At 63.5% G+C, this 18,189-nt stretch carries 16 protein-coding genes; 11 read left to right on the plus strand and 5 right to left on the minus strand.

Annotated features, from left to right (window positions below; genetic code table 11):
* Window positions 1-214: 214 nt before the first annotated feature.
* The 7 genes from IVA95_RS26300 to IVA95_RS26330 all read left to right on the plus strand — a co-directional run bounded on the left by IVA95_RS26300 (window position 215) and on the right by IVA95_RS26330 (window position 9,240).
* On the plus strand, window positions 215-1,156 hold the full coding sequence (locus IVA95_RS26300) for an ABC transporter permease (RefSeq protein WP_213245774.1): 942 nt from the start codon (window positions 215-217) through the stop codon (window positions 1,154-1,156).
* Complete coding sequence (locus IVA95_RS26305; protein WP_247513144.1) at window positions 1,156-2,046, plus strand: ABC transporter permease; 891 nt, start codon at window positions 1,156-1,158, stop codon at window positions 2,044-2,046. The genes IVA95_RS26300 and IVA95_RS26305 overlap by 1 nt, the downstream gene beginning before the upstream one ends.
* Before the next feature lie 151 nt (window positions 2,047-2,197).
* Window positions 2,198-3,838 carry an ABC transporter ATP-binding protein gene (locus IVA95_RS26310; RefSeq protein WP_247513145.1) on the plus strand — a complete coding sequence of 547 codons (1,641 nt, stop codon included), beginning with the start codon at window positions 2,198-2,200 and terminating at the stop codon, window positions 3,836-3,838.
* 227 nt (window positions 3,839-4,065) lie between these two features.
* Window positions 4,066-5,601, plus strand: a complete 1,536-nt coding sequence (locus IVA95_RS26315) for a M81 family metallopeptidase (protein WP_247513146.1) — start codon at window positions 4,066-4,068, stop codon at window positions 5,599-5,601.
* Window positions 5,602-5,607: 6 nt separating this feature from the next.
* Window positions 5,608-6,771 (plus strand): M20 aminoacylase family protein, encoded by a 1,164-nt coding sequence (locus IVA95_RS26320; protein WP_247513147.1) that lies wholly within the window; start codon window positions 5,608-5,610, stop codon window positions 6,769-6,771.
* A 1-nt stretch (window position 6,772) separates the two neighbouring features.
* Entirely contained in the window at window positions 6,773-8,194 is a 1,422-nt protein-coding gene (locus IVA95_RS26325) for an amidase (RefSeq protein ID WP_247513148.1), read from the plus strand.
* A gap of 155 nt (window positions 8,195-8,349) precedes the next feature.
* Entirely contained in the window at window positions 8,350-9,240 is an 891-nt protein-coding gene (locus IVA95_RS26330; protein ID WP_247513149.1) for a crotonase/enoyl-CoA hydratase family protein, read from the plus strand.
* Between the two features lie 129 nt (window positions 9,241-9,369).
* Here the strand turns inward: IVA95_RS26330 and IVA95_RS26335 are convergent, their stop codons facing one another.
* Both IVA95_RS26335 and IVA95_RS26340 read right to left on the minus strand, forming a co-directional pair.
* Complete coding sequence (locus IVA95_RS26335) at window positions 9,370-10,344, minus strand: NADPH:quinone oxidoreductase family protein (protein WP_247513150.1); 975 nt, start codon at window positions 10,342-10,344, stop codon at window positions 9,370-9,372.
* On the minus strand, window positions 10,344-10,964 hold the full coding sequence (locus IVA95_RS26340; protein ID WP_247513151.1) for a 2-hydroxychromene-2-carboxylate isomerase: 621 nt from the start codon (window positions 10,962-10,964) through the stop codon (window positions 10,344-10,346). Before IVA95_RS26340 ends, IVA95_RS26335 begins: the two co-directional genes overlap by 1 nt.
* A 304-nt stretch (window positions 10,965-11,268) precedes the next feature.
* Between IVA95_RS26340 and IVA95_RS26345 the strand changes: the two genes are divergently transcribed.
* Window positions 11,269-12,291 carry a methionine synthase gene (locus IVA95_RS26345; protein WP_247513152.1) on the plus strand — a complete coding sequence of 341 codons (1,023 nt, stop codon included), beginning with the start codon at window positions 11,269-11,271 and terminating at the stop codon, window positions 12,289-12,291.
* A gap of 139 nt (window positions 12,292-12,430) precedes the next feature.
* Here IVA95_RS26345 and IVA95_RS26350 read toward each other — a convergent pair whose 3' ends face one another.
* From IVA95_RS26350 to IVA95_RS26360, 3 genes are all read right to left on the minus strand, one after another.
* Complete coding sequence (locus tag IVA95_RS26350) at window positions 12,431-13,045, minus strand: hypothetical protein (RefSeq protein ID WP_247513153.1); 615 nt, start codon at window positions 13,043-13,045, stop codon at window positions 12,431-12,433.
* 145 nt (window positions 13,046-13,190) lie between these two features.
* The gene (gene gpt / locus IVA95_RS26355; RefSeq protein WP_247513154.1) at window positions 13,191-13,688 is read right to left on the minus strand and encodes a xanthine phosphoribosyltransferase; all 498 of its coding nucleotides are present in this window, start codon (window positions 13,686-13,688) and stop codon (window positions 13,191-13,193) included.
* Window positions 13,689-13,762: 74 nt separating this feature from the next.
* Window positions 13,763-14,503, minus strand: coding sequence for a molybdopterin-binding protein (locus tag IVA95_RS26360; protein ID WP_247513155.1), 741 nt, complete (start codon window positions 14,501-14,503; stop codon window positions 13,763-13,765).
* A gap of 219 nt (window positions 14,504-14,722) precedes the next feature.
* On the opposite strand from IVA95_RS26360, the gene IVA95_RS26365 reads away from it, so the two are divergent.
* From IVA95_RS26365 to IVA95_RS26375, 3 genes are all read left to right on the plus strand, one after another.
* The gene (locus IVA95_RS26365; RefSeq protein WP_247513156.1) at window positions 14,723-16,141 is read left to right on the plus strand and encodes a circularly permuted type 2 ATP-grasp protein; all 1,419 of its coding nucleotides are present in this window, start codon (window positions 14,723-14,725) and stop codon (window positions 16,139-16,141) included.
* 16 nt (window positions 16,142-16,157) lie between these two features.
* On the plus strand, window positions 16,158-17,102 hold the full coding sequence (locus IVA95_RS26370; protein WP_065748002.1) for an alpha-E domain-containing protein: 945 nt from the start codon (window positions 16,158-16,160) through the stop codon (window positions 17,100-17,102).
* Window positions 17,103-17,222: 120 nt separating this feature from the next.
* Complete coding sequence (locus tag IVA95_RS26375) at window positions 17,223-18,068, plus strand: transglutaminase family protein (protein ID WP_247513249.1); 846 nt, start codon at window positions 17,223-17,225, stop codon at window positions 18,066-18,068.
* The last annotated feature ends 121 nt before the right edge of the window (window positions 18,069-18,189 follow it).

Raw genomic sequence — 18,189 nt, forward strand, 5'->3', positions numbered from 1 at the left:
CACTTGCGACGAAGCAATCCATCGTGCCGCATACAGGAAGAATGGATTGCTTCGCTTCGCTCGCAATGACGGCTGTAGGCCTTCTGAACCGCCTAGCTGCATCGCAAAAAACGCAGGCGCAATGGCACGGGACTTGCTGAAATGCTACGCTGGTGGCGCGGAAACCAGGTCTAAGGGCGGCGCTGCCCAATTCACCCACAACTGACGGATCAAGATGCTCGGATATCTGCTTCGCCGCATTCTCGCCGCCATTCCCGTGATGGGCGTGGTGGCGCTGTTTGTGTTCTTGCTGCTGCGGCTAACGCCCGGCGATCCCGCCGCGATTCTGGCCGGCGACAACGCAACGCCCGAACAGCTCGAGCGCATCCGCACCTCGCTAGGCCTCAACGAGCCGCTCTACACTCAATTCTTCACCTGGATCGGCAAGCTGCTGCAAGGCGACCTCGGCGTGTCCTTGATCTCGAACGTGCCGGTCTTGAAGATGATCAGCCAGCGCGTCGAGCCGTCGATCTCGATTGCCCTTTCCACCATCATTCTGGCTATTGTCGTTGCGGTGCCGCTCGGCGTGATTGCGGCGTGGAAGCACGGCACCTGGATCGACCGCTTCGTCATGGGCCTGTCGGTGGTCGGCTTCTCCGTGCCGGTGTTCGTGATCGGCTATGTCCTGATCCAGATCTTTGCCATCGAACTGCGCTGGGTGCCGGTGCAGGGTTTCCGCAGCATCACGGCCGGCTTTGGTCCGTTCTTCGAGCGCATCATCCTGCCGACTTGTACGCTCTCCTTTATCTATGTCGCGCTGATTGCGCGCATGACCCGGGCGGCGATGCTGGATGTGCTCGGCGAGGATTATGTCCGCACCGCGCGCGCAAAAGGCATCACCGAAACGGGCGTGCTGCTGCGCCACGCGCTGCGCAACGCCGCCGTGCCCGTCATCACCGTGATCGGAACGGGATTCGCGCTGCTGATTTCCGGCGTCGTCGTCACCGAGAGCGTGTTCAACCTGCCCGGCATCGGTCGCCTCACCGTCGATGCCGTGCTGGCGCGCGATTATCCCGTCATCCAGGCGATGATCCTGTTGACGTCGCTGATCTATGTCACCGTCAATCTCCTGATCGACGTCGCCTACACCCTGCTTGATCCGAGGATTCGCTACTGATGGCGATCGAAACCCTTCCCGAACCGTCAATCCCTGTCACCACGCCGTTCCGGCCACGATTGGGATTCCTGACTGCGACGCCGATCATCGCCACCGCGACCGTCTGCCTCGCACTCGTCATCGCGATGGCGATCGCGGCCCCCCTGCTCGCGCCGCACGATCCGCAATTGCTGGCGCCGGCACAGCGGCTGAAACCATCAAGCGCGCAGTTCCTGCTCGGCACCGACGCCTACGGCCGCGACGTGCTGTCGCGTATCATCTATGGTGGGCGAATTTCGCTGTTGATCGGCCTGGGGGCTGCAGTTTTCTCGATCGGTATCGGGCTCGTGATCGGCCTCGTCTCCGGCTTCTTCAGGTGGGTCGACGCCGTGATGATGCGGGTGATGGACGGCTTGATGGCGATCCCGTCGATCCTGCTCGCGATCGCGGTGGTGTCGCTGTCGGGCGCCAGCCTGATGACCGTGCTGGTCGCCATCACCATTCCCGAAATTCCGCGCGTGGCGCGGCTGGTGCGCTCGGTCGTGCTGTCGGCGCGGGAAGAGCCTTATGTTGAGGCCGCGATCTCGGTCGGCACCAGCCTGCCAAAGATCATGTGGCGGCATCTGATGCCGAACACGGTGGCGCCGCTGATCGTGCAAGGCACCTATGTCTGTGCTTCGGCCATCCTCACCGAAGCGATCCTGTCGTTCCTCGGCGCCGGCATCAGCCCGGAAACGCCGACCTGGGGCAACATCATGGCCGAGGGCCGCGCCTACTTCCAGGTCAAGCCGTCGCTGATCTTCTGGCCGGGCCTGTTGCTGTCGATCGCGATCCTCAGCGTCAACCTGATCGGCGACGCCGCTCGCGATGCGCTCGATCCGCGCATGAAGCAGCGGGAGGCCGGGAAGTGACGAAGACCTCACCCCGTCATTGCGAGCGAAGCGAAGCAATCCATCTCGCCGCACGAAGAAAGAATGGATTGCTTCGTCGCGGAGCCTGTCATCGGGCGCGCATTCGCGCGACCCGTTGGCTCCTCGCAATGACGTCTGAGAGAGCTGCAGCATGACCAACATCGTCCTCGACATCGACAACCTCGTCGTCGGCCTCGGCAAGAACCCTTCTGCCCAGCGCATCATCGACGGCGTATCGCTGCAGGTGCATGAGCGCGAAACCCTCTGCGTCGTCGGCGAAAGCGGCTCCGGCAAATCGGTGACGGCGCTGACCGTGATGGGGCTCTTGCAAAAGGGCGCGCTGGTGCCCTCAAGCGGCAGCGTCAAGCTGGTCGGCGAGGAACTGCTCACCGCCACCGACAAGCGCCTGCGGCAGTTGCGCGCCACCCGGATGGCGATGATCTTTCAGGAGCCGATGACGGCGCTCAATCCGGTGGTGCCGGTCGGCCGCCAGATCGACGAGGTCTTGCGCGCCCATACCGATCTCGACGCCCGTGCCCGCCGCCAGAAGATACTGGCGATGATGGAGCATGTCCGGCTGCCTGACGTGGAGCGCATCTTTGCCTCCTACCCGCACCGGCTGTCGGGCGGCCAGCGCCAGCGCATCATGATCGCAATGGCGCTGGTGTTGGAGCCAAAGCTGTTGATTGCGGACGAGCCGACCACCGCGCTCGACGTTACCACGCAGAAGCAGATACTGACGCTGATCCGCGACCTGCAGCGCGATCATGGCACCGCGGTGCTGTTCATCACCCACGACATGGGCGTGGTCGCCGAGATCGCCGACCGTGTCGCCGTGATGCGCTACGGCCAGCTGGTCGAGACCGGCACGCTCGACAGCATTTTGCGCACGCCGACCATGGAGTACACCCGCAACCTGCTCTCCTCTGTGCCGAGCCTGGTGCCGCGGGCGTCCCGCGCGGAGACCGAAGAACCGGTGGTGCTGGAAGCCAACGAGCTGGGCAAGGTCTATCGCGAGCGTTCCTTCCTCGGAAAGACACGCGAAGTCGCCGCCGCCAAGGACGTCACCCTCACTTTGCGCAAGGGCCGCACGCTCGGCATCGTCGGCGAAAGCGGCTCCGGGAAATCGACGGTGGCGCGCTGCATCGTTCGCCTGATCGATCCCACTTCCGGCGGCGTGCGGCTGGCGGGCCGCGAGATCTCCGACCTCTCGCGGCGGCTGTTGCAGCCGCACCGCAAGAAGATCCAGATCATCTTCCAGGACCCCTACCGCTCGCTCAATCCGCGCGTCACCGTCGGCGAAACCATTGCCGAAGGTCCGATCAATTACGGCATGCCGCGTGCCGAAGCGCTGGCGAAGGCGCGCGATCTGCTCGAACTGGTCGATCTGCCGACCGATGCAGTGTCGCGCTACCCGCATCAATTCTCGGGCGGCCAGCGCCAGCGTATTGCGATCGCACGCGCACTCGCGCTCGACCCCGCCGTTCTGGTTGCGGACGAAGCCGTGTCGGCGCTCGACGTCTCCGTACAGGCACAGGTGCTCGAACTGCTCGACGAAATCCAGCAGCGGCTGGGCATTGCACTGTTGTTCATCACCCATGATCTTCGCGTCGCGGCGCAAATCTGCGACGACGTCGCCGTGATGCAACATGGCCGGATTGTGGAACAGGGCCCCGCCGCGCAGGTGCTGACCCATCCGCAGCAGGCCTATACCCGCGCCCTGCTCGATGCCGCCCCCGGCCGCGGGTGGGATTTTGCCAATTTCCGACCGGTGCAAGTGGCGGCGGAATAGCGACGGCCTTTCCCCGTCATTGCGAGGAGCGAAGCGACGACTTGTCCGCCGTAGCTCGAAGAGCGAAGGCGGAAGCAATCCATCTATCCGTTATGCCGCGAGATGGATTGCTTCGCTCCGCTCGCAATGACGGTGGGGCGGCATGCAAAACGGAATTGCTTCACTCCTTGCGCTTGCCACGATGTCCCGCTTAACGTCCCCCAAGCAAAAACACTGGCTGAGGCACTATGACCCGCATCGCCGTCGGCGGCTTCCTGCACGAGACCAACACCTTCGCGCCGACCAAGGCGACCTATCAGGATTTCGTTCATGGCGGCGGCTGGCCGGCTATGGCGCATGGGCCTGAGGTCCTCAAGGTCATGCGCAAGATCAATGTCGGCCTTGCCGGCTTCGTCGAGGCGGCCGAAGCCCATGGTTGGGAGCTGGTCCCGACCATCTCCGCAGCCGCAAGCCCGTCGGCGCATGTCACGACGGATGCCTTCGAGCGCGTCATGAAAGAAATGGTCGACGGCATCGCCAATGCCGGGCCGATCGATGCCGTCTATCTCGATCTGCACGGCGCCATGGTGACCGAGCAGCATGACGATGGCGAAGGTGAAATCCTCGCGCGCGTGCGCAAGGTGATCGGCCCCGATCTGCCGCTGGTCGTAAGCCTCGATCTCCATGCCAACGTCTCGCCCGAAATGATCGCGCATGCGGATGCGCTGATTGCCTACCGCACCTATCCCCACATCGACATGGCCGACACCGGCCGCGCCTGCGCCAAACACCTCGCGCTGCTGCTGAAGACAGGCCAACGCCTTGCAAAAGCGTTCCGGCAATTGCCGTTTCTGATCCCGATCTCCTGGCAATGCACCAACGACCAGCCGACCAGGAGCATTTACGAAAAGGTCGCGGCGCTCGAAAGCGACGCGGTACCCACGCTGTCGTTCGCGCCGGGTTTCCCGGCTGCGGATTTTCCCCATTGCGGGCCGAGCGTGTTCGCCTATGGAAGGACGCAGGCCGACGCGTATGCCGCCGCCGACAACATCGTCGCGCTCGTTGAGGGCCATGAAGACGATTTCGACGGCCCCATCTATTCGCCCGATGATGGCGTGCGCCTCGCCATCGAGCTTGCGAAAACGGCGAAGAAGCCGATCATCATCGCCGACACCCAGGACAATCCTGGCGCCGGCGGCGATTCCGACACCACCGGCATGCTGCGCGCCCTGGTGCGCAACAAGGCGTCCCGTGCCGCGACGGGCGTGATCTACGATCCGGAGTCGGCCAAGGCGGCGCACGCGGCGGGCGTCGGCGCCACCGTGACGCTGGCGCTCGGCGGCAAATCGGGCATCCCGGGCGATGCCCCATACAAGGAAACGTTTGTCGTCGAAAAATTGTCGGACGGCAAATTCGTGGCGCCCGGCCCGTACTACGGCGGCCGCGACATGGACATGGGCCCCTCGGCCTGCCTGCGCATCGGTGATGTCAGGGTCGTCGTCGGCTCCTACAAGGCGCAACTCGCCGATCAAGCGATGTATCGCTATGTCGGCATCGAGCCGACCGAACAGAAAATCCTCGTCAACAAGAGCTCGGTGCATTTCCGTGCCGACTTTGAGCCGATTGCCGAAAAGCTTTTGATCTGCGCCGCCCCCGGCGCGATGCCGGCCGATACCGCAACGCTACCCTGGACGCGGCTGCGCCCGGGCATCCGCCTCAAGCCGAACGGCCCCGCCTTTACCCCATTCGCTCCCTCACGCTCAAAATCCTCAGTCACGGGATAAAAAGACATGCCCACCATTGAACGTATCGACGGCTATGCCGAGGAACTCACCGCGATCCGCCGCGATCTGCATGCCCATCCCGAGATCGGCTTCGAGGAAGTGCGCACCTCGGGTATCGTCGCCGAGAAGCTGAAGGGTTGGGGCATCGAGGTGCATCGCGGCCTCGGCGGCACCGGCGTGATCGGCGTGCTCAAGGGCAAGGGCGACGGCGGCAAGCGCATCGGCCTGCGCGCCGACATGGACGCGCTGCCGATGGAAGAAAACACCAATCTGAAATGGCGCTCGACCATTCCCGGCCGTTTCCACGGCTGCGGCCATGATGGTCACACCACGATGCTGCTCGGCACCGCGCGCTATCTGGCCGAGACGAAGAATTTTGACGGCACGGTGCACTTCATCTTCCAGCCCGCCGAGGAAGGCCTCGGCGGCGCGCGCGCCATGATCAAGGATGGGCTGTTCGAAAAATTTCCCTGCGACGAGGTCTATGGCCTGCACAACGCGCCGGATCTCAATCACGGCGAGATCGCGATCCTGCCGGGGCCGGCGATGGCTGGCGCCGACTTCTTTGACATTACTGTCCAGGGCTATGGCGCGCATGGCGCGATGCCGGAGCGCTCCAAGGATGCGGTAGTGATCGCGACCACGCTGGCGCAAGCCCTGCAGACCATCGTCAGCCGCAACGTCGATCCGTTGAAGTCTGCGGTGCTGTCGGTCACACAGATCCATGCCGGCTCCGCCAACAACGTGATCCCCGGCGAGGCCAGGCTCGGCGGCACGGTGCGCGCCTTCGACGACGGCGTGCGCGCACTGATCCGCGACCGCATGCGCAAGATCTGTACCGGTGTTGCCGCGACCTTCGAGTGCGAAATAACCGTCGACATCCGCGACACGTTCAGCGTCCTCGTCAACGAGGAAGAGCAGTCCAGGGTGGTCGAAGCGGTGGCGAAGACGATCGTCGATCCCGCCAACGTCTTCACGCGCGCGACGCCAAAGATGGGCAGCGAGGATTTCGCCGACATGATGCAGGTGGTGCCCGGCGCCTATTTCTGGATCGGCCATGACGGCTCGGTGCCCGTGCACAATCCCGGCTATGTGCTCGACGACAAGATCTTGCCGATCGGCGCCAGCATGTTCGCCCGCATCATCGAAACCCGGCTCCCGGTAGGTTAGCATGCAGAAACCAGCCCCCGAGGAAGAGGTCACCTCGCTGCATGACCTCTCCGCCACCGACCTGATCGCCGGCTATCGCGCCAAGCAGTTCTCGCCCTCGGAAGTGCTGGAGGAAGTGATCGAGCATGTCGCGGCCTGGGAGCCGCACATCAAGGCGCTCTATCTGTTCGATCCCGACGGCGCGCGCGCGGTCGCGAAGGCGTCGACCGACCGCTGGCAGAAGGGCGAACCTGTGAGCACGCTCGACGGCGTGCCGGTTACGATCAAGGACAATATCGCCACTAAAGGCCAGCCGATTCCGCTCGGCGCCGCCAGCGTGAAGCTGGTACCGGCAGAGAAGGACGCGCCGCCCGCCGCACGGCTACGCGAAGCCGGCGCGATCATCTTCTCCAAAACCACGATGCCAGACTACGGCATGCTTTCATCGGGCCTCTCCAGCTTCCACCCCCTCACCCGCAACCCCTGGGATCTCAGCAAGAACCCCGGCGGCTCATCTTCCGGCGCTGGCGCAGCGGGCGCGGCCGGCTACGGCCCGCTGCATCTAGGCACCGATATTGGCGGTTCGGTGCGGCTGCCGGCCTGTTGGTGCGGTCTCGTCGCGCTGAAGCCGAGCCTCGGGCGCGTTCCGATCGATCCACCCTATCTCGGCCGGGTCGCAGGTCCCATCACCCGCACCGTCGATGACGCCGCGCTGATGATGTGCGTGTTGTCGAAGCCGGATCGCCGCGACGGCATGAGTCTGCCGGCTGACAGCAGCATCCACTGGAAGACACTCGATAAGTCGCCGCGCAAGCTGCGCATCGGCCTGATGCTCGATCCCGGCGCCGGCCAGCCGCTTGAGAAGGAAGTGCGTGATGTAGCCGTCATGGCCGCCAAGGCGTTTGAATCTGCCGGCGCGATCGTCACCGAAGTCAACGGCATCCTGACGCGCGAGATGCTCGACGGGCTCGATAACTTCTGGCGGGCTCGGTTGTGGGACGATCTCTCGAAGCTTTCGCCCGAGGAGCGCGGCAAGACGCTGCCTTACATCCACAGATGGGCAGAAGCCGGCGCAAAGCTTTCCGGTGTCGACGTCGTCAGGGGTTTTAACGCCACCATGGCGATCCGTGCCGCGGCTGCAAAACTATTCCACGAACTCGACTACGTGATCTCCCCGGTCTCGCCGGTGGTGAACTTCCCGGCCGAGTTCGCAGCCCCCATCAATGACCCGGACAGGCCATTCGAGCATATCTGCTACACCGTGCCGTGGAATATGGCGGAAAACCCGGCGCTCTCGATCAACGGCGGATACGATGCCAAGGGTTTTCCGATCGGCGTGCAGATCATCGGCCGCCGTTTCGACGATCTCGGCGTGCTCGGCATGGCCAAGGCATTCGAGGGCCTGCGCGGCGCGCAGCGGCCGTGGCCGACGCCGCCGAAGTAACCGGCTAACAGCCTCCGTCATGGCCGGGCTTGTCCCGGCCATCCACGTCTTTACGCTGTCGATGGACAGTAAAGTCGTGGATGCCCGGCACAAGGCCGGGCATGACGATGTGTTGAGAGCAATCGAAAGAACACACAGGAAGGAACCGCACCCCCATGGCGTATGAGACCATCAAATACGAGGTCGACGATCAGATTCTCACCATCACGCTGAACCGGCCCGACAAGCTCAACGCCTTCAACGGCACCATGCAGCAGGAACTGATCGACGCGTTCGACGCCGCCGACAAGGACGACGATGTCCGCGCCATCATCGTGACCGGCGCGGGCCGCGGCTTCTGCGCAGGCGCCGATCTTTCTTCTGGCGCCAACACGTTTGACCGCGACGCGCGGCGCGGCCCGGTGAAGCGGCTCGCCGACGGTTCGGTCGACTACAGCGATCCTCAGGTGCGCGATGGTGGCGGCCAGGTGACGCTGCGCATCTTCAGGTGCTTAAAACCGGTGATCGCGGCCGTGAACGGGCCAGCGGTCGGCATCGGCGTCACCATGCAGCTCGCGATGGATATCCGTATCGCGAGTGAGGCCGCGCGCTTCGGCTTCGTGTTCTCCCAGCGCGGCATCGTGCCGGAGGCGGCCTCGAGCTGGTTCCTGCCGCGCATCGTCGGCATCTCGCAGGCGCTGGAATGGTGCTACTCGGGCCGCGTGTTCCCGGCGCAGGAAGCGCTCGCCGGCCGTCTCGTCAGCAAGGTGGTGCCGCCGGACGATCTGTTGCCAACCGCGCGCGCACTCGCCAAGGAATTCACCGCCAAGACCGCGCCGGTCTCGGTGGCGCTGATCCGGCAGATGATGTGGCGCATGCTGGGTGCCGACGATCCGATGGAAGCCCACAAGGTCGACAGCCGCGGCATCTATGCCCGCGGCCGCTCGGAAGACGTCAAGGAGGGCGTGGTGTCGTTCCTGGAAAAGCGCCCGGCCGAGTTCAAGAACAAGGTATCGAGCGATATGCCGGACTATTTCCCGTGGTGGACGGAACGGGAGTATAAATAAGTGCGGTTATCCTACCTGACGCTGTCGTCACCCGCGAAGGCGGGTGACCCAGTAATCCGAGACGAGCGCAATTGAGCCGATGAGCCGCGGCGTACTGGATGCCCTGCCTTCGCGAGGCATGACGGGAGACTACCCCATCACCAACGCCACCCTGCCGATCGCTTTGCGGTCGATCAACAACCGCATCGCTTTCGCATAATCCTCCAGCGGCAGCCGATGCGAGATGTTGGGGCGGATTTTTCCGGCCTCCGCCCATTCCGTCAGCGCCTTGATCCTGATCTCGCCGAGCGCGGGATTTCTCCGCACCGCTTCGCCGGCACGAACGCCAAGCACACTGGCGCCCTTGATCATCAACAGATTGGTCTTGGCAAGCCCGATGCCGCCGGTAAAGCCGATGACCAAGAGCCGCGCGCCCCAGTTGATGCAGCGCATCGAGTTCTCGAACACTTCACCGCCGACGGGATCGAACACCACGTCCGCGCCCTGCCCGTCGGTGATGCGTTTGACGGCATCGCGAAACGGCTCCTGATCGTAGCGCACCAGATGATCGGCGCCCCTCGCTTTCGCAATTGCAAGCTTCTCGTCGCTCGACGCGGTCGCAATCACGGTGGCGCCAAGCATCTTGCCGATTTCGACGGCGGCAAGGCCAACGCCGCCGCCGGCGCCGTGCACCAGCAGTACCTCGCCCGGTTGAAGCTGGCCGCGATCGATCAGCGCGTGATAGGCGGTGCCATGGCCGGCCAGAAACGTTGCGCCCTCGGCATAGTCGAATGTCGACGGCAGGGGCACGAGTTGCGAGGGCACAGCCACGACCTCGTCGGCATAGGCGCCGTGCCGCATCTTGACGATCACGCGGTCGCCGACCGCAACGCCTTCGGCGTGATTGATCTCGACAATATCGCCCGCGGCTTCGACGCCCGGCGTGAACGGCAGTGGCGGCTTGAGCTGATACTCGCCCGCCGCCATCAAAATATCAGGGAAATTGATCCCGGCAGCACGAATGGCGACGCGCACCTGCCCCGGCGCCAGCGGTACTGAGCCAAATGTTTCCAGGCGCAGCTTCTCGGGCGGGCCGAGTTCGCGGCAGACGACGGCTTTCGGCATCAGGCGGCCCGCGCTTTCAGCCGCTCCAGCGCCTCGCGGATCAGCGGCATTCGGTCGTTGCCGAAATACATGTCGGTCTTGCCGACGAAGATCGTCGGCGAACCGAATCCGCCGCGCGCCATCACCTCGTCCGTGTTGGCCTTGAGCTGGTCCTTGATCGCCTGCTGGCCGATGCCTTCGAAGAACTTTTCGGGGGCGACGCCGACCTTCTGGCAAATCTCCGACAGCACCGAATCCTTTGAAATGTCCTTGTCGTCGCCCCAATAGGCCTCGAACACGGCACGCGCGAACGGCACCATGCGTTCGCCATATTGCTGGGAAACCCAGATGCAGCCGCGCATCGCCTTGACGCTGTTCACCGGAAATACCGTCGGCGGCATCTTGATCGCAAGCCCCGCTGAGCGCGCCCAGTCAGCGAGGTCCTTCTTCATGTAGCGCGCCTTCAAGGGCACCGGCGTCTCGCGCGCGGCATAGACGCTAGGGTTGACGGTGTTGAAGATGCCGCCGACCAGGATCGGCCGCCAGCTGATTTCGACGCCGAGTTCTTTTGCCAGCGGCTGGATGTTGTGAAAGGCGAGATAGGTCCAGGGACTGGAGCAATCGAAGAAGAATTCGAGCATGGAATTTCCTTTTGTTAGTTCTCGAGCCTCATCCTGACGGGCGCGGAAGGCGCGTCTCGAAGCGAAGGAGGGGCCTCATGGTTCGCCCGGCGATGCAAAGCATGGTCCGGAGACGGCGCAAGCGCCTCCTCACCATGAGGGACTAATACTGCTTGCTCCGCGGCGGCTGCCTCGCGGCCTACGAAAGCCCCAGTTCCTCCAGTATGATCGAGATTTTTCAGGCCATGGCGACTTTTGTTGTTCTGTACCTCGACCATAAGACATGGCAGACAGACGCTCAATCAGAACCGACCGGGAGGCACCCATGCTGTTTCCAACCACCATCGCAGGCTCCTTGCCGAAGCCGGAATGGCTGGCCGAGCCGAACACGCTGTGGGCGCCCTGGAAATCAAAGGGCGACGAACTCGCCCGCGCCAAGCGCGACGCTACCATTCTTGCCGTGAAGCTACAGGAGGACGCCGGCGTCGATATCGTTACCGAGGGCGAGCAGGCCCGCCAGCATTTCGTTCACGGCTTCCTGGAGAAAGTCGAGGGCATCGATTTCGCCCACAAGGTCGAAATGGGCATCCGCAAAGACCGCTACAAGGCGATGGTGCCGCAGGTGATAACACCGCTGACGCTCAAGGGGCGTGTCCATGCGGACGAAGCTCGCGTCGCCCGCACCCATACCACGCGCAAACTGAAATTCACCCTGCCCGGTCCGATGACTATCGCCGACACCGTCGCCGACCGGTATTACGGCGACAAGGTCAAGATGGCCTTCGCCTTTGCCGAACTGCTCAACAACGAGGCCAAGGCGTTGCAGGCGGATGGCGTCGACGTGATCCAGTTTGACGAGCCCGCCTTCAACGTCTTCATGGACGAGGTCTCCGACTGGGGCATAAGAGCACTGGAGCGCGCCGCCGAAGGCCTGACCTGCACCACCGCCGTTCACATCTGCTACGGCTATGGCATCAAGGCCAACACCGACTGGAAAGAGACGCTGGGCAGCGAGTGGCGCCAATACGAGGATATTTTCCCGGCCATCGCCAAGAGCCCGATCCAGCAGGTCGCGATCGAGTGCCGCAATTCGAAAGTGCCGCTGGATCTGTTGGCGCTGCTCCCCGGCAAGGTGGTGCAAGCCGGTGTGATCGACGTCGCCAGCGATACGGTGGAGACGGCCGAGGATGTCGTCAAGGTGATCGAGGCGGTGTCGAAATTCGTGCCGCTCAGCAATATCGTCGCGACCACCAATTGCGGCATGGCACCGATGCGGCGGGATATCGCGGAAGCCAAGCTCACGGCGCTCGGCGCAGGTGCAAAGCTGGCGCGGCAGCGGCTGGGATGATGTCCCCTCTCCCGCTTGCGGGGGAGGGTTAGGGTGGGGGCTCTCTCCACGAGCGCAAATCGCGGAGAGAGCCCCACTCCCGCTCTCCCCCGCAAGCGGGAGAGAGGGCAGACCGCGCAAGCGGCATCGCCTCACTAAACTAACTGGCAGTTGGATGAAGTACCGGCTGATATCCGGCGCCAAGCACGCGCAGCGTTGATGGCGGCGTCAGCAGCACTACGTCCACGACTGCGCCTTCCATCTTGCGATACCCGTCCATCGACCATCGCAGCGCCCTGCCCTGCACGATCAAAAACGACTCTTCGCCTTGCTGCACCATCGCGCCGTCAGGCAACCGCGCCACCGGCACTGGCAGCGGATGCAGCCGCTTCTTGCCGCGCTCCAGCCGCTCACCGTGCAGCACTGCATCGATCTCCCGCGCACGAATGTTCTTCACGCCATTGCCCTCTTCCCACGCAGCGCGAAAGCGGGTGGCATCGCCACGCCGGCAGAAGAAGCATGGGCGGTGCCCGGCGGCGAAGGCGGTCGCCTCGTCGAGAAAGAACAGCTCGGTCCAGCTCCGCCGGCCCATCACGGGCCGCCGCCAGCCTCTGAATTCGCAGAGGCAGGTGATCCAGGCCGGGCTCGACCAGCGCTTTTTCAGCAACGTCTTCGTCGCGGGGTCGTGGATGATGCCGCGGTTACCGGTGAACATACCGCGATGCGGGGTGGCGATGATGTCGCCAGTCGGGGTGACGCGGTTTTGCAGGGGCATGCGATTAGCTCGATCTTTCGCCTCGTCATTGCGAGCCAACTGGTCGCGCGAATGCGCCCGATGACAGGCTCAGCGAAGCAATCCATCGCGCCGCAAGTGGAGGCATGGATTGCTTCGTCGCTTCGCTCCTCGCAATGACGGCGGGTCACGCCCCGTCGCGGATCGGCGGCTGGAACGACAGCGCGGTATCCCACGGAAAATGAATCCAGGTGTCCTGCGACACTTCGGTGATGAACGTATCGACCAGTGGCTTGCCCTGCGGCTTGGCATAGACGGCTGCGAAATGCGCATCCGGCATCATCGAGCGCACCAGCCGCCCGGTCTTTCCGGTGTCGACGAGGTCGTCGACGATCAACAGCCCCTTCCCTGTGCCGCCACCGAGCTTTGCCACGTCGGCCGAAACACCCTTGAGCGCCTGCAGGTCGCCCTGTCTGGTGTGGTCGTAGCTGGCAATGCAGACGGTATCAATGATGCGAATGCCAAGCTCACGCGCGACAATGGCCGCCGGCACGAGCCCGCCCCGGGTAATCGCGATGATGGCTTTAAACGGCCCGACCTCGTTGAGCCGCCAGGTCAGCGCCCGGCAATCGCGGTGAAATTGGTCCCAGGAGACCGGAAAGGCCTTCTCCGGTGGCGCCGTCATGGGCGCGCTCCAGAACGATCTGTCACTTTGTTCTCCGTATTGCGAAGTTCGAAATTAGAGCACCCGCTTCGCCGCTACCGGGCGGTGATGTTCAGGTTCGTCAGCATCTCCTTCACCGCGGTCATCGCGGCGTTGAGCTTTTCGGGATCGCGCGAGCGCACGACGAGATTGGTGTTCGGCTTCTTGTCCTCATCCATGAACGGATAACTGCCGATGATGGTGTCCGGATGGGCAATGGCAATCTCCCGCAGCGGCCCACCAATGTCGCCTTCACGGGCATTGGCCCTCACGGAATCGGATAGCATCCGCACGCCCGATTTCAGTTTGGGCGCTACGATGTCCATCATCGCCTGCATGATCGAGGGGATGCCGGCCATGACGATGACATTGCCGAGCTTGAAGCCGGGCGCCAGGATGGTGGCGCTCTGGATCAGTTCGGCTCCGTCAGGCACGCGGGCCATGCGCAGCCGCGCCTCGTTCAGATCCTGCTCGCTCCAGCGCTCGCGGAAGCGCGCGACCACCTCCGGATGATGACCGATCCCGACACCGAAGGCCTTGGCGACGCTGTCGGCGGTGATGTCGTCATGGGTCGGGCCGATGCCGCCGGTGGTGAAGACGTAGGTGTAGCGATTTCGCAATGCATTAAGGGCGTCGACAATGTCGGTCTCGTCGTCGGCGACGATGCGGACCTCCTTGAGATCGATCCCGATATTGGTCAGGTACTCGGCGATGAAGCCGATGTTCTTGTCCTTGGTACGGCCGGACAGGATCTCGTCGCCGATGACCAGAATACCCGCCGTGACGATCTCGCTCATGACTTCTCCCCACCTGCCCCGTACTTTGCGCAAGCAACGCATTGAAGTCACGGGGGTTTGCTGCCGAAATAAGCACCCAGCAGCCTTTTTTTAGGGCAGCGCGGCCGGCTACCCACACGAAATGCCGCAAGCCAATGCATATCGCGCTGGCCCGAGCCTTGCTACCATCCTGTGAACTCATGCACCGTGCCGCATGGCTTCGAGAGATAGTCAGGATTTATGGCAGTTGCCTTCGATGAAATGAACGGGCCCGGCGGCGATCTCCGCCCGGCCTATCGGGAGCTCTCCCGCTGGCTGAAGGAGACGCCTCCGGACGCCCTTGAGTATCGCCGACAGGAGGCGGAACTGCTGTTCCGCCGGATCGGCATCACCTTCGCCGTCTATGGCGACGCCGAAGCCCAGGAGCGGCTGATCCCCTTCGACGTGATCCCGCGAATCATGTCGGCGAAAGAATGGTCCGTGCTGGAAAAGGGCCTGAAGCAGCGGGTCCGCGCGCTCAACATGTTCCTGCGCGACATCTATCACGGCCGCGACATCCTGCGCGCCAACATCATTCCCGACGACCTGATCTTCCAGAACCCGGTATTCCGTCCCGAGATGAACGGCCAGAGCGTGCCGCACGACGTCTATGTCCACATCGCCGGGATCGATATCGTTCGCGTCGACGCCGACAATTTCATCGTGCTGGAGGACAACGCGCGCACGCCCTCAGGCGTCTCCTACATGCTGGAAAACCGCGAAATCATGATGCGGCTGTTTCCGGACCTGTTTGCCCGCCATCGCGTAGCACCTGTAGAGCGATACCCGGACGAGTTGCTCTCGGCGTTGCGTTCGGTGGCGCCGCTCTCTGCCTCGGCCGAGCCGACGGTCGCACTGATGACGCCGGGCGTCTACAATTCCGCCTATTACGAACACTCTTTCCTTGCCGACAAGCTCGGCATCGAGCTGGTCGAGGGCCGCGACCTCATCGTCAAGAACGACGAGGTGTTCATGCGCACCACCGAGGGGCTGAAACGCGTTGACGTGATCTACCGACGCGTCGACGACGATTTCCTCGATCCCCTCACCTTCCGCCCGGATTCGGCGCTCGGCGTGCCCGGGCTGATGTCGGCCTATGCGGCCGGCAATATCACGCTGGCGAACGCGGTCGGCACCGGGATTGCCGACGACAAGGCGATCTATTCCTACATGCCGGAGGTCGTGAAATTCTATCTCGGCGAAGAGCCGATCCTGAAGAACGTGCCGACCTGGCGCTGCCGCGAGCCGAAGGACCTGTCCTATGTGCTCGACAATTTGAGTGAGCTGGTGGTGAAGGAAGTCCACGGCTCCGGCGGCTACGGCATGCTGATCGGCCCGGCCGCGACCAAAGCGACGATCGAGGCGTTCCGGGACAAGCTCAAGCGCGAGCCGGAGGGTTTTATCGCCCAGCCGACGCTGGCGCTGTCGACCTGCCCGACCTGCACAGCCTCCGGCCTCGCGCCGCGCCATGTCGATCTCAGGCCGTTCGTACTGACCGGCAGCAAGCACGTCACCATCGTGCCAGGCGGGCTGACGCGGGTGGCGCTGAAGGAAGGCTCGCTCGTGGTGAATTCGAGCCAGGGCGGTGGCACCAAGGACACCTGGATACTGGACGAATAGAGAGCGAAATTTTCGTATGCTGTCGCGCACTGCCGAAAACCTGTACTGGCTGGCCCGCTATGTCGAGCGCGCCGAATATATCGCACGCACCATCGATGCGACCTTGCGAGTCACCGCGCTTCCCGCCGCCTATATCGGCAAGACCAATGAGTGGGAATCGGCGCTGCTGACGGCCGGGGTCAGCGCAAGCTTCTACGAGGCCTATCCGGAAGCCACCGAGCAGAACGTCGTCGAATATCTGGCGTTCTCGCCTTCCAATCCCTCCTCGATCAAGAACTGCATCGAGGCGGCGCGGCTCAATTCGCGCTCGGTGAGAACCGCGCTGACCTCGGAGATGTGGGACACCATCAACTCGGCCTGGATCGAATTACAGGAAGTCTGGGGCAAGGGCACGTCGAGCCGCGAGGAACTGGCGCGGTTCCTGCGTTTCGTGCAGGAGACCTCGCTGCGGTTCGACGGCTCGGCCTACCGGACCATGCTGCGCAACGATGCCTACTGGTTCTCGCGGCTTGGGCTGCATCTGGAGCGCGCCGACAACACCGCCCGCATTCTCGACGTTAAATATCACGTGCTGCTGCCCGAGGAAGAGCACGTCGGTGGTCCCCTGGACTACTACCAGTGGACCTCAATCCTGCGCTCGGTCTCCGCGCTGACCGCCTATCACTGGGTCTACCGCGAAACGCTGAAGCCGTGGCTGATCGCCGATCTCCTGATCCTGAACGACACGCTGCCGCGCTCGCTGGCAAGTTGCTACAGCAATCTGGTGCGCAATCTCGACCAGATCGGCGTCGCCTACGGCCGCCAGGGCGCCGCCCAGCGCCACGCCCGCGGCGTCCGCAACCGGCTTGAACACAGCCATATGGACGATATCTTCCAGCACGGTGTGCATGAGTTCATCCAGGAATTCATCGCGGACAATTCGCGGCTCGGTGAGATCATCACCAAGCAGTATTTGATTTGATGCACTCTTCGTCATGGCCGGGCTTGACCCGGCCATCCACGTCTTGCTTTGAGGGGTAAGGAAGACGTGGATGCCCGGCACAAGGCCGGGCATGACGATCCCAACCTGAACTGGCTCGCCATGCGCCTGCGAATTGCCCACTCCACCAGCTATCGCTACGAGCCGCCGGCCACCGGCGTGATCCAGATCCTGCGCATGACACCCAGCAGCCATGACGGGCAGTATGTCGCCGAATGGCAGATCGACGTCTCCACGGACTCGCGCCTCGACATGCACCAGGACGCGTTCGGCAACATTACGCACGTGTTGACGCACGGGTCGATCGCCGACCTCACCATCCGTGTCGAGGGCCTGATCGAGACCCATGACACCGGCGGCGTGCTGCGCGGCACCGACGAGCGCTTTCCGCCGAGCCTGTTCCTGCGCCAAACCGCGCTGACCGAAGTCAATCCGGCGATGGCGATTTTTGCCCGCGAGCTACGGTCGGAGTCCGATGGCGACGTGCTCGGTTTCCTGCATGCGCTGATGGTGCAGATCAACGAGCATATGACGTTCGACGAAGACCCTACCAACTCAGGCACCTCGGCGGCGGAGGCGTTTGCGCTCAAGCGCGGCGTTTGCCAGGACTATGCGCACATCTTCATCGCCTGCGCCCGCTCCGGCGGCGTGCCGGCGCGCTTCGTCTCGGGGCACTTCCTGCGCTCCGACGGCTTGACTCATCAGGGGGCCGGCCACGCCTGGACGGAAGCCTTCGTGCCAGACCTCGGCTGGGTCGGCTTCGATGCCGCCAACGGCATTTGCACCACCGATGCCCATGCCCGCGTCGCGATCGGGCTCGATTACCTCGGCGCGGCCCCGGTGCGCGGCACCCGCTATGGCGGCGGTGCGGAGACGCTGACGGTGGCGGTCAAGGTCGAACAGGCCGGGCGGCCGGGACAGTGGCAAGGCCAGTCGCAGTCACAATAGGACTTACGCCGTCATTGCGAGGAGCCAACGGGTCGCGCGAATGCGCGCCCGATGACAGGCTCCGCGACGAAGCAATCCAGAGATCTCGCCCACGGAACGATTTCTGGATTGCTTCGCTTCG

Origin of the sequence: Bradyrhizobium sp. 157, assembly GCF_023073815.1 — a bacterium.
GTDB lineage: Bacteria > Pseudomonadota > Alphaproteobacteria > Rhizobiales > Xanthobacteraceae > Bradyrhizobium.

What these genes read in the sequence shown, in the direction of transcription:
- IVA95_RS26315 (WP_247513146.1), top strand. Translation starts at nt 4,066, where the DNA reads ATGACCCGCATCGCCGTCGGCGGCTTCCTGCACGAGACCAACACCTTC.
- IVA95_RS26305 (WP_247513144.1), top strand. Translation starts at nt 1,156, where the DNA reads ATGGCGATCGAAACCCTTCCCGAACCGTCAATCCCTGTCACCACGCCG.
- IVA95_RS26300 (WP_213245774.1), top strand. Translation starts at nt 215, where the DNA reads ATGCTCGGATATCTGCTTCGCCGCATTCTCGCCGCCATTCCCGTGATG.
- IVA95_RS26365 (WP_247513156.1), top strand. Translation starts at nt 14,723, where the DNA reads ATGGCAGTTGCCTTCGATGAAATGAACGGGCCCGGCGGCGATCTCCGC.
- IVA95_RS26335 (WP_247513150.1), bottom strand. Translation starts at nt 10,344, where the DNA reads ATGCCGAAAGCCGTCGTCTGCCGCGAACTCGGCCCGCCCGAGAAGCTG.
- IVA95_RS26330 (WP_247513149.1), top strand. Translation starts at nt 8,350, where the DNA reads ATGGCGTATGAGACCATCAAATACGAGGTCGACGATCAGATTCTCACC.
- IVA95_RS26370 (WP_065748002.1), top strand. Translation starts at nt 16,158, where the DNA reads ATGCTGTCGCGCACTGCCGAAAACCTGTACTGGCTGGCCCGCTATGTC.
- IVA95_RS26375 (WP_247513249.1), top strand. Translation starts at nt 17,223, where the DNA reads ATGCGCCTGCGAATTGCCCACTCCACCAGCTATCGCTACGAGCCGCCG.
- IVA95_RS26350 (WP_247513153.1), bottom strand. Translation starts at nt 13,045, where the DNA reads ATGCCCCTGCAAAACCGCGTCACCCCGACTGGCGACATCATCGCCACC.
- IVA95_RS26340 (WP_247513151.1), bottom strand. Translation starts at nt 10,964, where the DNA reads ATGCTCGAATTCTTCTTCGATTGCTCCAGTCCCTGGACCTATCTCGCC.
- IVA95_RS26360 (WP_247513155.1), bottom strand. Translation starts at nt 14,503, where the DNA reads ATGAGCGAGATCGTCACGGCGGGTATTCTGGTCATCGGCGACGAGATC.
- IVA95_RS26345 (WP_247513152.1), top strand. Translation starts at nt 11,269, where the DNA reads ATGCTGTTTCCAACCACCATCGCAGGCTCCTTGCCGAAGCCGGAATGG.
- IVA95_RS26325 (WP_247513148.1), top strand. Translation starts at nt 6,773, where the DNA reads ATGCAGAAACCAGCCCCCGAGGAAGAGGTCACCTCGCTGCATGACCTC.
- gpt (WP_247513154.1), bottom strand. Translation starts at nt 13,688, where the DNA reads ATGACGGCGCCACCGGAGAAGGCCTTTCCGGTCTCCTGGGACCAATTT.
- IVA95_RS26310 (WP_247513145.1), top strand. Translation starts at nt 2,198, where the DNA reads ATGACCAACATCGTCCTCGACATCGACAACCTCGTCGTCGGCCTCGGC.
- IVA95_RS26320 (WP_247513147.1), top strand. Translation starts at nt 5,608, where the DNA reads ATGCCCACCATTGAACGTATCGACGGCTATGCCGAGGAACTCACCGCG.